This is a genomic window from Gallibacterium genomosp. 1 (genome assembly GCF_001678575.1).
In the GTDB taxonomy this organism is placed as follows: domain Bacteria; phylum Pseudomonadota; class Gammaproteobacteria; order Enterobacterales; family Pasteurellaceae; genus Gallibacterium.
Window position 1 is genome coordinate 1 of record NZ_JTJP01000055.1, and the last position, 14,789, is coordinate 14,789.

Sequence of the window (14,789 nt, forward strand, 5' to 3'; positions counted from 1 at the left end):
CACCGAGTGAATTTGACATAAAATTTTCTCCATAAAAAACCTTGCTATAAGAGCAAGGTTTTTATAATCGTATAAAGGAATTTATTTATTTTGTGGAGTTTTAAATCCATTAATTATAGCACCTAAGAAAAAAGCGATAATTAAAGCCCCCCACCAAGGAATGCTAATATCAAAATAAACCATTCCTGCAATAAGCAAGCCTATTAGGATTAAAAAAAGTAGAGGCAAGATAATCAGCGACCAAAAAAAGCCTAGCAATCCTCGAATGAAAAACATTAAATCTGACATATTCCCTCCTAAACTTTAATACCCAATCTACCAAATCCCCACGGGCAGTCAAGTTATTTCAGCAAAGAAAATGCTTATCTTATCTACCTACCCCAACATGCAACTCAGCTCCACAAGCGTTCGCATAACGTTGCAATGTTATAAAAGACGCACGGCTAGCATTTTTCTCTAATTTACTGACTGCTGGCTGGCTTACCCCCATTCTCATTGCAACTTCTGATACGGTCAACCCAGCTTTTTGTCGTAACTCTACAAGTAAAGCTTGTAACTCTTCAATACGTTTCTCTTGAATATAAAGTGCCTTGGTTTCTTTGTTTTTTAACAAAGTCTCTTTTACAGTTTTATAACTAACGGCTTGTACTTTCATCTGTCATTTCTCCCAATCGTTTAAAAGCGAGTTCAATCTCTGCTGCTGGTGTTTTTTGTGATTTTTTCACAAAAGTACGCAAAATATAAATTTTCTTCCCCACAGCAAAAGCGAAAAATGTCCTTGATATATCTTTACTTCCTGCTCGCAACTCAAATAAACCATCTTTAATTATGCGAGTATGCGGATAACGCAATTGATTTCCTTTTTCCTCAAGTTTATCAAGTGCATTCAACGCCTTAGCCTGCATTATTGGCGATAACGCTTTAATCTCCTCCATCGCTTCAGGGTGAAAAAGTAACTCAAACATAAAAATATTCATAACCTTTAATTTATATTACAAGCATAACATAGCACACTATCATAACTCAAGGGTTATATATAAATTTTCTTGTTTGATTAGTAGATTTATCTAATCCCTGTTGAAATTCAGCTGTTTCCAAATTTAAATTAATGTTGAACTTACCTAAGGACGTCAATTCCTCCCATAAAAAAAGCCCGCCGTAGCGAGCTTATGTCAATCAACGGATTATTCAATATCGACCAAATAATCGATTTATTTTTTCTTCTTTGGTTAGTGTTGGATCACGTAAAATCTTAATAATCCAAATAATACATAATATTAAGGGAATACTCGGTAAAATTAGCGCATATAGCAGACCACGATAATATTCATCACTTAATGGGATTAAGTCGATCAATTTTACACCATAATGGACATAAACGAAACCAACAACAGCAAGCAGAATAAACGCAAATATTCGCTTAAAACCTATCATTGCTAAAACAAAAAAGGTACTAAATTCATTCATCGCCCACCTCCTATTCATAAGTTCAATCTACCAAATCCCCACGGGCAGTCAAGCTATTTCAATAAAGAAATCAATAAACTTTTCCCCGCTAATTTGATTGCCTCAAAAGATAAATCAATCCCTTTGGTTTTAATGATTTGTTTAATTTTATTCCACGCTGTGTCGCTACGGATTTTGTCAAGAAATTCGTGTCCTTGCCACGTTAAATTTTTTGCCACAAAATCCGCATCGCCCATTGTAGAATTATCTTCAATGCAAATCAGTTCAGCCTGTGCCAACAGTTGATAATGATATGCCACTACATCAGGCGGAAAGCCTTTTATACTCTCACTATCCAACGGCGTATCATCAACCTTTTGCTCAAGTTTGAACAAAATTTTGCGGATAAGCTCCCAATTTCGTTTCATTTGGTTCTCCTGTAACCGCACTTAAACTAAAGTGCGGTCGGTTTTTATTGAATTTTTAGAAGTTAGCTAGTCGCTTCGGTTGTGGTTGTTCGTCAAGCAGGCTTAACATTCCTTTGATGAACATAATGCGTTCGCTTTTGGCGTGGACGTATCGCTTTGCTTTTTCTAAGGCTTGTTCAGTTGGGTGATTAAGGTTGTATAAATAATGTCCGCCAATGGTTTTATCAATTTCTTTAGCAAAGTAAGGATGTTGCTTACGAATTTTTTCACCCATTTCGAACGCCCCACGGAGCGAGTGATACAGGTTGGCAATGATGCGGATGGCTTCTTCGTCTGCTTCGGCTTCGGCAAGGGGGAAAGTTTGCTGTTTTGGTTTATTCCAATAATTATAAAGTGCTTCAAAACATTCTTCTTGATAGCAGATAACCTTTTCTTTTAGATCTGGACGAACTTTTTCAGGATTAATACTGAATAACCACCCGTTCAGTTTACGGATTGGCATACAAAGCATTTCGCGTATTTTTCCATCTTCTGCAACCGTGTTCATATGAACACACTTGAATTTATTCATTGAATTATCTAGCTTTCTTTTTTGTGTACTCCACGATAAACCGAGAGCTTCCACAATAGGACGAACTGCTGTATAGATTACATTTTCAACTTTTAAAGTAACGAGTTCTGAACCGTAGAAAGTGATTGCTTGAGTTGAGATTTGATTAGTCATAATTGACCCCTTAACGATTTTTCGAATAATTTGCCTACTTAAAAAGTAGGGCGTCGAGAGGTTCGAAAGCCCGTTAAGAAGCTGGAGTTATTCCCCTTTCGGGTATTGTATTCCTCGCCCTCTCGACATTGAGCAATATACCGTTTTTCGTTTACTAAAATCGGCTGAGAAAAGGAGAAACGCCAAATTCTAGATACAAAAAAACCGCATTGGATTTTGGTTGCGGATTACCGCTTAACGTAGGTTTCGACACCTATGGAGTTAATAGTAATGAAATAAATTTAGATTGTCAAATGAAAAACCCCTACCAATTTTCATTGATAGGGGTTGATTGCTCTAAGGCATAAAAGCTCATCTTTCGATGATGATCACTCTAAGACGTTATTCCGAAATTTCTTTTAACGAACCGTTCTTTTTTGCTTGTTGATACGCTTTTTTAAATTTTTGGGCTGCTTGTTTTTTCATTTCGGCAGCGGTCGTTTTCTTCATCATTTTATTCCTCCTTGTAGGATGGGGTTTTTATCACAAAACAATCTCTATGACTGCCTAAATCCGTTATTGGCTTAAAGTTTACCATAAAATCGCTTGGGTTTGCACAAAGTTTTTTATACATTCTGATTAATGATGGGCGTTCCCCTACAAAAACATAGCAATCAGGCTTAAACCTTAAATAATGCTGATAAACAATTTCCTCAAGTTTTTGTTTTAATTCAACAATTTGTTTTTTGCCAAATTTATGATCCAACGGTGGGGCGTACAAGTCATCATTTTCTGTTTCAAGATAATCTTTCACAAGAAATTTAATAGAATATACCTGACGATGATGAATGTATTTTGTTATATTTACGTCATCGTTAAAGAAAAATAACGTTTCATCATCTTTTGAAAAAATGGCTAAATAAGTTACATTTTCAATATTAAATTCGGTATGAATATAAGTGATGTTATTCTCACTTGTTTCGACAAATTGCACTTCTAGTCCTTAAGTTGGGTTGCCAAGAGGTTCGTAAACCGCCAAAGGAACGGCTGGGATTATTTCCCTTTCGGGTATTTTATTCTCCGCCCTCTCGGCATAGAGTGATATGTGCGTTCAATTCGTTATGAGATAAGGAGAAACACAAATTTTACGCATAAAAAAACCGCTATGCTGTCGGGTGCGGATTACCGCCTTTGGTTGTAGGTTACGACACCTATGGGAATAATATAAAAGAAAACCCTGTTGAGGTCAACAGGGTTTATATAATTCATATCGCTTAGTTTTAACGTTTATTTATAGCGTTCACTATAAAGCACGTACTACCTATGATAGCCAAAACAGCACCTATTACACAATAGGTTGTTGAATATGTTCCATTTATTATATAGTTATAAGCGTCCCCACCTACATAAGCATTAACATTGAGACTTGATAAATTTTCTCCAAAATTTTTATATTTAAAAATTTTGCTAAGCCCATAACCTATACAGGCAAGCGCACCTACATAAAATACCCAACCAAAAAAATTAATGCCGAATTATTTTCTTTTGGTGACGTTTCTGTGATTTCTTCTGTCACTGTAGTTTTCATAATTAACTCCTAAAAATGCTCCCAGTTCAATCCTTCAACATTAAATTCAAATTGGGCATTACCATAATTATATATTGGAACTTCAATAATTAAATGCTTTGCTTTTTTGAGTTTTGAAGCAAAAGACTTTATCGTTTTATCTCCTAATACGAATAATGTTTTAGAGTTTCCACTTGATGACTCAACCATTTTATAGCTTTCAATATTACCCTCATCAAATTTAACCGATATTTTACAACCATCAATTCTACAGTTAAATATCCCTCCTGTAAGAGCTAATATTACATCATTCCCGTTAGTATTTTTCCTTAATGCCAATCCCAACATTGCCGTATCATATGAAGCATGCAGTTTAATTTCATTTAGAGAAGCTATTGAAGCCATAAAAGAACTTGTGCCTCTCATTTTATCTTTATTTTCGTTATAACTCCAAGCACGAAGCTGAGCGCTAACTTTTTTGGTTAACTCATCTATTTTTTCTTTAATGATTAATTGCTCCTCCATAGAAGGATTTTTATTTAATAACTCCAAATAGCATTCCGCACTTTGCTGGTTGTCTTTAATATCTGAACAAGTCTCTATGCTGGATTGAGCAAAGCTAATAGTAGGTAATAGATAAAGAAACAACACTTTTTTCATAATTAACCCCTAAACTAAAAAATGGGTGTTAATCATACCAAAATCAGAGGAGTTTTGAAGTGATCTGGATCACATCACAATGTACTAGCACTTGAGATTTAGCAAGCAATAAAAAGCCCAACATTTGTTGGGCTAATATTAATCGTCTTGATTTTCTTTCTGCTGTCGCTCCAATACAACAGCTTTACCTCGTCCAAATCCAGCAAAATAACCCGCCAATAACGCTCCGCCTATCTTAAGAATTTCTAAGGCAAAGCCTGTATTATTAGAATACATTGCATAAATAACAATAATCAATACAAACAAAGCAATCAATGCAGTAAGCCATAATTTCCCTTTTTGTAAAAGAGTAAAAATATCACCGTGTTTTAAATCGGTTTGTTGTTTTGCTTCAATGGAGGCTTTTGCTAATCTTTCATTCGCTTGAATTTCTTCTCTACGAACGCTAAGTTCCTCTTTCTTCAGAATGAGTTCCTGCTGTTGAAGTTTAATAAACTCCTGAAACATTTCTTCCTGATTAGCTACTTGTGGAAAATTTTGTTTTTCATTTTTCATCGTGCCACCAATACCGGCATTTTATATGTTACTTGAAAAGAGCCATAACCTCGTGAGTTAGCTTTTGGAGGAATAAATTTAACTCGCTCAATATTATTCGATACCTTATTTTTCTTGGTTTCCATTAAATATTGCTCAGGAGATAAGTTGCGTGTTTTTGTAGGTGTTAATACGGTATTTTTCATACATAGTTCCCCTTTTTTATAAACAGAAAAAGCCTACTCAAATTATTTGGTAAGCTTTTTGTCTGTTTAGTTGATGTCAAAGAACAAATGATTACTGTCACTAATCTACTAAATTTTGCGGTCATTCTAATGACAAGCAGGCGCACTTGTCAAGCAAAGCACTACGCCTGCTACCAATACATACACACGATTTTTTTATCTTTGAGCCAAAAACATCTCACTACCATCATCAAAATCTTGGCTATTTTCCACCGCACTTTGATCTGCAAAAAACGGCATAAACTCGGTGAGTTTTGGGCTGTCTTTTTTTGGATCGCTGTTAATCGCTGCTAGCAAGTAGGCAATTTGTGCAGTGCGATAATCCTCACGCCATAGCCCGAAAGGCTGTTCTCGGTAGAATTGTTCATATTCTTGCAAGTGGCTTTCAGGCATTGCTTCGATTTCTGATAGCGTTTTGCCCAACGCAAGGGATAAGGTTAATTGGAACTTGCGTCGGGCGGTGAGTTTTTTGGGGTATCTGCATTTTCGGCTTGATTAAAGGCGGTAAGTACGCTGTCATCAAGGGTTAAAATGGCTTCTAAATCTTCGATATTGTCAGGTTCGAACAAGTTATTGCCTTTTTCATCGCATAATTTGATAGCAAGATTACGTGCAAGACGGTATTTATCGGCAATCGGTTCAAGCTGTTTGGCAAGCGCATCTTCATCATTCAGATTTAACTCAATGCCTTGTGCGGTGGCTTGGGCTTTCAGCCAATTTTGATATTCAAACACTTCACGATTCACATCCCCCACAGTAAAAGAGCGGATATAGTAAGTGTTGCCATTGAGTTCAAACGGTTTCAATGTGGGTTTAATTGCGAGTAAAGTTGCTTTCGTGCCTTTGTTCATTATTAATCTCCTTATTGATTTGCTAAAAGTGGAAGTTCAATTTGCATTTTGTCTTCAAATAATCGAAGTGTTGCCTCAAGTAGCGGTTTTTTCTCTTTCCATTGACTTAATCCCTGACCACAAAGGCTGGCAAATTGTTTTTCTGCGTTATGCTCACCTAATAATTGATAATACTGTTCCAGTAATCCCTTAGTGCCTTTGGCTAACTCTGCTTGCATATAATCAAAGGCTTGAATATAGGCAATTTTCATCTTCATTGCCTTTTTGGATTTATAGCCCATTACAAGAAGAATAAATCCATTTTTGGTCAGATTATAATAAGGTTGAGGCTTTCCATTTTGTAACTCATTGATTTTAAAACAAACCTCAAAATTGAGGTTTGCAAAATCCTCATCACATTCTTGTAGAATAGCTCGAATATCACGAATAACGTTATCGTGTCGCTTTCCAAACACTTTTGCCACAATCTCAGAAGTGGTTACCGTGCTGTTATCTTTAATTTGTACAAACTGTTTAAAATTCTCTGGGTTCGCAAGTTGCATAATAATGCCCTCTATTTTTAGATATAAAAAAACCGCTAGCCTTACGACAAGCGGTTATTTTTGATAGGTATTCCGTTGATTAAACTGGTAATAAATAATCGCGTTTAGATTGTTTAATGGTGACGCCTGATTCAAACTTGCCTTTGACCTCACCGCTAATGTTGGTACTGGTTTGAATAAAGCCTGTGCCATAGAGCGAGCCTTGATTGTTTTTGAACACAATCAAGTGCGGGAACGTTTCTTTGCCGTAGAACTTCTTGCGTAAATCCGCTTGCATTGCGGTAGCTGGCGCCCAGAAGAATGTGAGTTTTACATTACCAAACTCAATATCGCCCGGTTCGGTTTCTGTTCCCTCACTGCACATTGTGGTAACGTCTTCTTCCGAAAGCGTATCGCCATCTTTTTCAATGTTTTTAATGGCGCAGAAGTTAGAAGACCAAGTAACACGAGCCACTTTGGCATTGGTAAAGACGGTTGGTTTATCTTGCCCCGTCCAATCTACTTCATCGGCAAGCGTGATGTCGTTGGTTTGCACATCTTTAACAGGGTAGTAACCGTCTAGTGAGCCAAGCCCAGTAATGCAGAGCAAATCCCCTTTTTTGTAACCGCTATTAGCAACGGTGATTTTGGCATTGGGGGTGATTTCGCACGCGGTGATATTTTTCTCCGCTTCAACGCCTTTGCCGATGTAAAATTTTGTGCCTTGAAAAGGCGTGGTTTGTGTTGCCATAGTTTATTCCTCCTGCCCATAAGTAATTTGATATTGTAGATTCGCTGTACAGATCCACCAAATATGAGACAAAAAGAAATTAGGGAATTGGTTGGAAAATGTTGGAATAAGTGGGCGAGAAACCTAGAGAAATGGGGCTTTGTAGATAAGCCCCTTATTTTTGGTAAGAAATAATGATTTGCGACAGATCTATAAAAATGCTGCTTTCTTGCCACTAAATCTGCGACAGTATTAAAGCGTTTAAATTGAGTTTAAGAAGGTCTAACTTTCATAGTCCCATAATAAATTGATATAAACGTTTCAGTGATACATCGCTTAGTTGTGTTAAGGAAGAGATTCTCTTATTAAATTTATTAAAGGCTATATTATATAACTCTCCTTTACTTAGCCCTAAATTATTAACTCTAGCATAAATTGCAGAATATAATTCGTTTCTATATAACTTATTGTTATTTTTTGATATTTTACTTCTTTTTATAGCAGATTGTTGCTGTAACCAAGAAATAGCTTCATTTCCTAAATAGGCTGGAATAAGGGTATAACTAGTTACTCTATAACGTTTCTTTAAAGCACCATACCATTTAGCATAGGCTTGCTGTGTAGACATTCCACTCGCCACTTCTTTCTCGACTAAGTGATCCACAATTTCTTTGATTTTATAAGTTGTAGAATCGTCAATATGACTATGATTCTTTTGGATTTTTACTGTTGTTCTAGGCGGACTCACATTTAAATTTAGGTTTACTGACTGGTTGTCCATAAAGATGATGTTATTGTCCCCTTTAATAGAATTACTTTTTTTGGATACCAGATTTTGCCTTTGCGGGCGTTTCTTCGGCATAGAGTTTCTAGTAAACAACTGAATGATCTTATCATCTGACATTGGAGCACCTCAAGCTATGGATTTAATAAGATTTAAAACGACTTCCTTGCCCTGTTTTTTCGCGATTAATAAATCATAAATAGCGATAATTAATTCAGCTTTCTTACGGGGCAGCATTGTTCTATTCGTAATTTTTAAGGCTTCTTCAAGCGTTTCTATTGAGTCTGTTAGCGTTTTCACATCAATACCAGCGTTTATTAGATTTGCCGGCGTATTGTCCGATACAATTTTGAGATGTGACGAAAACCCCAAAACTCTTTGTGTTTCCTCGGGCAGGCTAGAATAGTGATATTCCACAGCCCCGCCCTGAACCCCTTCTTTATTTCTTTTTAGCCATTTCTGCGTTCTGGCGCGCTTGTTTACGCCTTGCGGACTTGAAGGCAATCCTTTTAGCCCAGCCAATTCATTCGCAGAAAACCATTCTTTTTTGTTTCTCATAAAATCTATTTTTAGAAACTCAAGATCTCAAAAAGAAATACACGTTAAGTTATTGATATTTAAAGGATACTCAAAAATTAAAAGAAATCTTTTCAGAAACTCTTGAGTTTCTAAAAATTTAAGTGTATAGTTTCTAAAAGTTTCCAAAGAGTAACACTTAAAAATTAACCGACGGAGTAAGGATAGCACATTATGAAAAAGAAGAAACAGGATATGCATAGGGCTGACATTATTGCCGCGATTAGAAAACGGGGCAAAACCCTCGCGCAGCTATCAGTGGAAGCAGGATTACACCCGCGCACATTGGGAAACGCTTTAGAAAGAAAGTATCCAAAAGGCGAAAAAATTATTGGTGATTTTATTGGATTGAAACCAGAAGAGATCTGGCCATCACGTTACCCTGCATAGGATAGGAATGAAATTATGGAAAAATGGTTTTCTGCGCAACAGCTAACGGAATTTAAATCGTTACCAAATACCCCACAGGGTATTAATAAGCGAGCTAAATTAGAAAATTGGGAAAAACGTCAAGTAACTGGGAAACGTGGCGTAAGTTACGAATACTCCCTAACCTCCCTTCCCCAAGAAGTACAAGCGGAGATCATTTTAAAACAAGCGCAAGCCAACAAGCCGGTGTCGGTAGCCGCGCCGAAAAGCCTCAACTATCTGCCGGATGTCATCTGGGCGCCGTGGCAAAACGCCAGCGACAAGCAAAAAAGCGTGGCGCAATATCGTTTGACGATTGTGAAAGCGATTGCCGCCTTAAAAGAAACGGGGCTAACCAGTCAAAAAGCGATTGCGTTGGTAGCGAATGAGTACAACGAATCAGCAGGAACGATTAAACGCTGGTTTTATGATGTGCAAGCGTTTGAACCGTCTGACTGGTTGCCGTTGCTGCTCGACAAGAAATATGCCAAACGCCGTCAAGGTGAAGCGGAATTTACTGAGGCAGCGTGGGAAGCCTTTAAAGCGGATTATTTACGAAATGAAAAGCCAGCTTTTAATGTTTGCTATTACCGCCTGCAACGTGCCGCACAAGAGCAAGGTTGGATTATTCCATCAAGTCAAACGGTGAAACGCAAGCTAGAACGCGAAGTGCCATTAGCACAACAGATCTACTTACGCGAGGGCGAACACGCCTTAAGTCGTCTCTACCCTGCAATGCAACGCAGTGTGGCAGAAATTGAAGCAATGGAATGGATCAATGGCGACGGTTATCAACATAACGTGTTCGTGCGTTGGCACAACGGCGACATCGTGCGTCCGAAAACGTGGATTTGGCAAGACATTCGCACTCGCAAAATTTTAGCCTACCGCACTGACTTAAGCGAAAACAGCGACACTATACGCCTAAGTCTAATGGACGTGATCTACAAATACGGTATTCCTCGCAAGCTCACTATCGACAACACCCGTGCTGCCGCCAATAAGTGGATGACCGGAGGTGTGAAAAACCGTTATCGCTTTAAAGTTAAAGAAGATGATGTAGTCGGTATTATCCCACTGCTCGGCATTGAGCTTTACTGGACATCTATCCAGTTTGGCAAGGGGCACGGACAAGCGAAACCAATCGAACGTGCCTTTTCACACGGTGGCTTAGGCGAGTTAGTGGATAAACACCCGACATTAGCAGGCTACCACGCTGGCGACAATATCTACAACAAGCCCGACAACTACAACGGTGGGAAAGACGGTGTCAGTTATGAAGATTTTATCCTTGCGCTAGAAGATGGTATCCGCGCTTTTAATGAACGCGAGGGGCGAGAAACCGAGATGTGTCAGGGGGTATACAGCTTTAATCAAATATTTGAGCGTGATTATACCAACGCCCACATCCGCACCGCCAGTAGCGAACAGCTCCGCTTATTAATGCTAATGAGTGAAGCCGTTACCCTGAAAAAAGACGGCACATTTGAGCTTAACTGTGGTGGGAAAGTGCATAACCGCAAAAACCGTTATCTCGCCACCGATCTGATTGCCTCTAATCATAAAAAAGTGATCGTGAAATTTGATCCAAACAACCTACACGGCACGGTCTATGTGTACAGTCTAGCCGGTGCTTATTTAGCCGAAGCGATATGTACCGAAAAAGTAGGATTTGGCGATAAAGCAACAGGACGAGAATACAACAATGCAAAACGCAAATGGGTTAAAGGCAACAAGATGTCTGCCAAAGCATTACAAACAATGAACGCCAAAGAAGCGGCACGTTACCAACCTGAGTTTGAGGAGGAAGAACCGCTGGAGCCGAAGATTATTGAAATGATCCAACAACAAGGCAACACCGTGCGCAAAGTGGAAGTGTTGGCAGACGACGAAATAGACGAATTTGAACAAGGCTGGCAGAAAGGGCTAGCGTTATTGAAACAAGAAAAAGGGCTTTAAACCAAGTTTAAAGCCGAGTTAAGTGAGGAAAAAATAATGTTATCTGAAAGATTAGCAAAAGCCATTCAAACCAATTTAAACCATTCTTGTGATGAATTTGATCCACATCTTCTTATCGGTTTGAAAATGATTGAAAAAATGCGGGGTCGTCAAACTCATCCATCCAATCAGGAAGTTGAAAATCAATGGCGCACTGAATGTTTGTCAACTCTCGCAAGAAAGTGGGAATTGGCTGAAGAGCTTGTTCGTCTCGAATCAAGTTATCCGTCAATGAAAGGCATTCTTCAAGAATATCTAATCGCATTACAAAACGCCATTGTAGATAAAGTAAAAGGGAAATAATTAACTCTACCCTAAATCCAAAATGTTTTGATAATTGCTTAAGGTAATCGGTTTGCTCTTGTTCAGATTTTATACCAATGAAAGTTTTCCGATAGTGATGCCAATCTATTTCTAATTGATGAATAGAGGTTGAGCAATTTAAAAATAAGAAACGATATAAACGTTTCATTATTTCGGGATTTAGTCCAGCAAGGATAACTGATGACTGTTTTGCGGTGTTGTTGATCAGGGTTTCAAATTCATCCTGCTGAATATTCAGAAATGAAGAGAAATTATTACAGTAAGACATAAATTTATTTTTATAAAGAAAACAGGAGCACCATTATGACATTAATCCAACAAATTAAACAAATAGTCGAAAGCAAAAAACTCACCCAGCGTGAGCTGGCACAACAAGCGGGCATTAATGCAGGGGCATTAAGTGCGTATCTTAAAGGAAATTATGCGGGTGATAACGAAAGCATCCAAAAAGCCTTGCACGGTTGGCTCGCCGCACAAGAAAAAAAGGTTAAAGAGTTCGTTGAACCACCGTCATTTATTGATATTCCAACTGCTCAAAAAGTGTTTAAAGCACTAGATATGGCAAAGATTTGCAAGATTATCGCCCCGATTTATGGTGCAAGTGGAGTGGGTAAAACTAAAGCGGCTCAAACTTACAAGACGCAGAATAAAAACGTGTGGATGGTTACCGCAAGCCCAGCAAGAGCTACGCTCAGTGCTATTTTATATGAATTAGCGTTAGCGCTTGGCATTAATGATGCTCCACGCCGTAAAGACCGCTTAAGCCGTTTAGTCACAGAAAAAATAAAAGGCACAGATGGTTTAGTCATCGTTGATGAAAGCGACCACTTACCCTATGACGCACTGGAAGAGCTGAGAATTATCCAAGAAGAAGCCGATGTGGGTTTTGCTCTTATCGGCAATGACAAGGTTTACACCCGAATGCAAGGGGGAATCAACCAAGCTCACGAATATGCTCGCCTTTGGTCTCGCTTAGGCAAACCATCCGCATTTAAAGGCAGCACCAAAGGAGACATTAAAGCAATAGCCAGTGCTTGGGGATTAGATATAAACGATAAAGATTTAATGACTGTGTTATTTGATATCGGTGGTAAAGCAGGTGGATTACGTGCATTAACTCAATACCTACGTTTAGCAGGTATGACAGCCAAAGGGCAAGGCACAGCAATGACATTAGACCTTATTTTACAAGCGAAACAACAAATGACAGGCGGTGTGCAATGAAAAAACTAATGATGATCGGGTTGGCGGTGTGGCTTACCGCCTGCCAACAAGAAAACAACGCACCGACAGCCCAATGCGCCGACAATGATCAAGTATGTTGGCAACAACAAGCGAACGAAGAATGGAAAAAGGAACACGGCGAATTTCAAACGCCGCTCAGTCCGGAACAGGAGCAAGAGATTTACGAATATCTCAAGAAACATTACCCCGATACTGATTTTAATAACCATACCCTTGAGCTAACAGGAGAATAAACAATGGCAATAAAAACCAGACTAAAAAGCGACACTGAACGCTACACAACCCGTGAACAAGTCGAAACTGCAATTAAACAAGTGGGTGATTTACAGCGTGAATTACAACGTATTGCGACACATCAAAATGATGAACTAGCCGCAATTACAGAAAGATATGCTCCGCAAATTGCTGAATTGCAAGAACGCATTAAGCCATTACAAAAGGCAATCGAGGTGTGGTGCGAGGCTAATCGTGCGGAACTTACCAACAACGGAAAAACAAAAACAGGCAGTTTCAATACTGGCGAAGTGCAGTGGCAACAACGTCCGCCGAGCGTGTTGATCCGCAAAGCGGAAGATGTATTAGAACGGTTGCGCCAATTAGGTTTAAGTCGCTTTATCCGCAGCAAAGATGAGCCGAATAAAGAAGCAATGTTAGCAGAGCCAGACATTGCAGCCACTGTAACAGGGATCACCATCAAAAAAGGTGTAGAAGATTTTGTTATTACGCCGTTTGAGCAGGAGGTGTAGAGATGAGTTTTATTTGTATTAGAGATGATGGCGAAAAAGCAGTGTGGCTTAGAAAAGAGGATATTGTTTCGATTACTTGGGATCAGGCAAGAGAAACGTTAATTATTCAAAGAGGAGTATTTGATGCTGATGATGGGTATGACCTGTGGGAGTTTGAGCAATTTACTCAACAGGAATATATGAAATTGATTCAGCAATTTTAAAACCCTTTTCAACACGCTTTAAAGCCGATTTAAGGCGTGTTTATAAAGTGTTTTAACTACAAAACAGGAGCAAAAAAATGAAAAACCAAGCCTACTATGACTACGCCGAACAGGCGGCAGAATTGGAGAAAAAGCAGCAATACCACGATGCCGCATTGTACTGGCAACTTGCCTCCGGCAAAGCGAAAAAAGAGATTAACTGCGAGTATGCGATTGAAAGAAGTAAATTCTGTAACCGAATGGAAGTGCGACCATTTAGTCGAGGTGAACAATGACAACGCAAAAACAAAACGAGCTAGCATTAAAGCTCAATGTGATGATCGGACAACTGCAACAAGCAATGCAAGCCATTAACTCAGGTAATTATATTGCTGCTGGGGTATATATGGAGCTGGTACAAAATCAACTGCCAAAAACAAGATGGCAAGTAAGGGGGTAAAGATGAAATCTTTTACATTAGTTTTAACTGTAACCTTTGATTTTAGCAATGATAGGGCAGGTGAAGTGAGGGTTAAGTGGGAAAGTGAAACAGGAAAAATGTTATCAGACGCCCCAAAAGAGCTTAACTTTACGATTGGGGAGTTGATGGGTGATTGCAATTACGCCCTACCTATTTTAGGTCATTTGTTTAAGCAATTTAGTAAAAATCAAGGGCCTGTTACAGCTACTGCAAGCGTAAAGTTTGAAGGTGAAAATGAGGATTGGCAACTGGCTTTTTCCGCACCAGAAAAAAACGAAGCAAACGAATATATACAAGGATTGCTTTTTGGATTACTAACTGTAGTGATCCACTAAATCAGCAGTCCCTAATAGTTTTTTT

Annotated in this window: 26 protein-coding genes; 10 read left to right on the forward strand and 16 right to left on the reverse strand. The window is 38.6% G+C overall.

The features are described 5' to 3' along the window. Window positions 1-81 precede the first annotated feature (81 nt). From QV04_RS09645 to QV04_RS11845, 16 genes are all read right to left on the reverse strand, one after another. Entirely contained in the window at window positions 82-288 is a 207-nt protein-coding gene (locus QV04_RS09645; RefSeq protein ID WP_065231671.1) for a hypothetical protein, read from the reverse strand. Window positions 289-367: 79 nt separating this feature from the next. After that, a complete protein-coding gene (locus QV04_RS09650; protein ID WP_039087349.1) occupies window positions 368-655 on the reverse strand; it encodes a helix-turn-helix domain-containing protein in 288 nt (95 codons plus the stop codon). Next, window positions 636-965 (reverse strand): type II toxin-antitoxin system RelE/ParE family toxin, encoded by a 330-nt coding sequence (locus QV04_RS09655; RefSeq protein WP_039087347.1) that lies wholly within the window; start codon window positions 963-965, stop codon window positions 636-638. The genes QV04_RS09650 and QV04_RS09655 overlap by 20 nt, the downstream gene beginning before the upstream one ends. 223 nt (window positions 966-1,188) lie before the next feature. Next, window positions 1,189-1,467: a hypothetical protein gene (locus QV04_RS09660; RefSeq protein WP_065231670.1), complete on the reverse strand. Its 279-nt coding sequence runs from the start codon at window positions 1,465-1,467 to the stop codon at window positions 1,189-1,191. 53 nt (window positions 1,468-1,520) lie between these two features. Then, a complete protein-coding gene (locus tag QV04_RS09665; RefSeq protein ID WP_065231669.1) occupies window positions 1,521-1,874 on the reverse strand; it encodes a DUF2513 domain-containing protein in 354 nt (117 codons plus the stop codon). A gap of 55 nt (window positions 1,875-1,929) precedes the next feature. Then, window positions 1,930-2,598 (reverse strand): phage antirepressor N-terminal domain-containing protein, encoded by a 669-nt coding sequence (locus QV04_RS11375; RefSeq protein WP_082985595.1) that lies wholly within the window; start codon window positions 2,596-2,598, stop codon window positions 1,930-1,932. A 493-nt stretch (window positions 2,599-3,091) separates the two neighbouring features. Beyond that, window positions 3,092-3,571 carry a helicase gene (locus QV04_RS09675; RefSeq protein WP_065231668.1) on the reverse strand — a complete coding sequence of 160 codons (480 nt, stop codon included), beginning with the start codon at window positions 3,569-3,571 and terminating at the stop codon, window positions 3,092-3,094. Between the two features lie 603 nt (window positions 3,572-4,174). Then, window positions 4,175-4,804, reverse strand: a complete 630-nt coding sequence (locus QV04_RS09680) for a hypothetical protein (protein ID WP_065231667.1) — start codon at window positions 4,802-4,804, stop codon at window positions 4,175-4,177. A 138-nt stretch (window positions 4,805-4,942) separates the two neighbouring features. Further along, entirely contained in the window at window positions 4,943-5,359 is a 417-nt protein-coding gene (locus QV04_RS09685) for a hypothetical protein (RefSeq protein ID WP_082985596.1), read from the reverse strand. Beyond that, entirely contained in the window at window positions 5,356-5,544 is a 189-nt protein-coding gene (locus QV04_RS09690) for a hypothetical protein (RefSeq protein WP_065231666.1), read from the reverse strand. Before QV04_RS09690 ends, QV04_RS09685 begins: the two co-directional genes overlap by 4 nt. Before the next feature lie 195 nt (window positions 5,545-5,739). Next, a complete protein-coding gene (locus QV04_RS09695) occupies window positions 5,740-5,976 on the reverse strand; it encodes a phage tail assembly protein T (RefSeq protein ID WP_065231665.1) in 237 nt (78 codons plus the stop codon). 44 nt (window positions 5,977-6,020) lie between these two features. Beyond that, a complete protein-coding gene (locus QV04_RS09700; RefSeq protein ID WP_065231664.1) occupies window positions 6,021-6,434 on the reverse strand; it encodes a hypothetical protein in 414 nt (137 codons plus the stop codon). Between the two features lie 11 nt (window positions 6,435-6,445). Then, on the reverse strand, window positions 6,446-6,976 hold the full coding sequence (locus QV04_RS09705; RefSeq protein WP_065231663.1) for a Rha family transcriptional regulator: 531 nt from the start codon (window positions 6,974-6,976) through the stop codon (window positions 6,446-6,448). 79 nt (window positions 6,977-7,055) lie between these two features. Beyond that, on the reverse strand, window positions 7,056-7,706 hold the full coding sequence (locus QV04_RS09710; protein ID WP_065231662.1) for a hypothetical protein: 651 nt from the start codon (window positions 7,704-7,706) through the stop codon (window positions 7,056-7,058). Window positions 7,707-7,974: 268 nt separating this feature from the next. Continuing rightward, a complete protein-coding gene (locus QV04_RS09715) occupies window positions 7,975-8,589 on the reverse strand; it encodes a hypothetical protein (RefSeq protein ID WP_065231661.1) in 615 nt (204 codons plus the stop codon). A 9-nt stretch (window positions 8,590-8,598) separates the two neighbouring features. Beyond that, window positions 8,599-9,027: a DNA-binding protein gene (locus QV04_RS11845; protein ID WP_082985597.1), complete on the reverse strand. Its 429-nt coding sequence runs from the start codon at window positions 9,025-9,027 to the stop codon at window positions 8,599-8,601. A 192-nt stretch (window positions 9,028-9,219) separates the two neighbouring features. On the opposite strand from QV04_RS11845, the gene QV04_RS09725 reads away from it, so the two are divergent. The 10 genes from QV04_RS09725 to QV04_RS09765 all read left to right on the forward strand — a co-directional run bounded on the left by QV04_RS09725 (window position 9,220) and on the right by QV04_RS09765 (window position 14,764). Further along, a complete protein-coding gene (locus QV04_RS09725) occupies window positions 9,220-9,435 on the forward strand; it encodes a helix-turn-helix domain-containing protein (RefSeq protein ID WP_065231660.1) in 216 nt (71 codons plus the stop codon). Between the two features lie 15 nt (window positions 9,436-9,450). After that, window positions 9,451-11,412: a transposase domain-containing protein gene (locus QV04_RS09730; protein WP_065231659.1), complete on the forward strand. Its 1,962-nt coding sequence runs from the start codon at window positions 9,451-9,453 to the stop codon at window positions 11,410-11,412. A gap of 36 nt (window positions 11,413-11,448) precedes the next feature. Further along, on the forward strand, window positions 11,449-11,754 hold the full coding sequence (locus QV04_RS09735) for a hypothetical protein (protein WP_065231658.1): 306 nt from the start codon (window positions 11,449-11,451) through the stop codon (window positions 11,752-11,754). Window positions 11,755-12,078: 324 nt separating this feature from the next. Continuing rightward, window positions 12,079-12,999: an AAA family ATPase gene (locus tag QV04_RS09740; RefSeq protein ID WP_065231657.1), complete on the forward strand. Its 921-nt coding sequence runs from the start codon at window positions 12,079-12,081 to the stop codon at window positions 12,997-12,999. Next, window positions 12,996-13,253 (forward strand): hypothetical protein, encoded by a 258-nt coding sequence (locus QV04_RS09745; protein WP_065231656.1) that lies wholly within the window; start codon window positions 12,996-12,998, stop codon window positions 13,251-13,253. Before QV04_RS09740 ends, QV04_RS09745 begins: the two co-directional genes overlap by 4 nt. A 3-nt stretch (window positions 13,254-13,256) precedes the next feature. After that, entirely contained in the window at window positions 13,257-13,766 is a 510-nt protein-coding gene (locus QV04_RS09750) for a host-nuclease inhibitor Gam family protein (RefSeq protein WP_065231655.1), read from the forward strand. Between the two features lie 2 nt (window positions 13,767-13,768). Beyond that, complete coding sequence (locus tag QV04_RS09755; RefSeq protein ID WP_065231654.1) at window positions 13,769-13,969, forward strand: hypothetical protein; 201 nt, start codon at window positions 13,769-13,771, stop codon at window positions 13,967-13,969. A 77-nt stretch (window positions 13,970-14,046) separates the two neighbouring features. After that, a complete protein-coding gene (locus QV04_RS09760) occupies window positions 14,047-14,244 on the forward strand; it encodes an ANR family transcriptional regulator (RefSeq protein ID WP_065231653.1) in 198 nt (65 codons plus the stop codon). Further along, window positions 14,241-14,408 (forward strand): hypothetical protein, encoded by a 168-nt coding sequence (locus QV04_RS11680; protein WP_197494824.1) that lies wholly within the window; start codon window positions 14,241-14,243, stop codon window positions 14,406-14,408. The genes QV04_RS09760 and QV04_RS11680 overlap by 4 nt, the downstream gene beginning before the upstream one ends. Before the next feature lie 2 nt (window positions 14,409-14,410). Continuing rightward, entirely contained in the window at window positions 14,411-14,764 is a 354-nt protein-coding gene (locus QV04_RS09765) for a hypothetical protein (RefSeq protein WP_065231652.1), read from the forward strand. The last annotated feature ends 25 nt before the right edge of the window (window positions 14,765-14,789 follow it).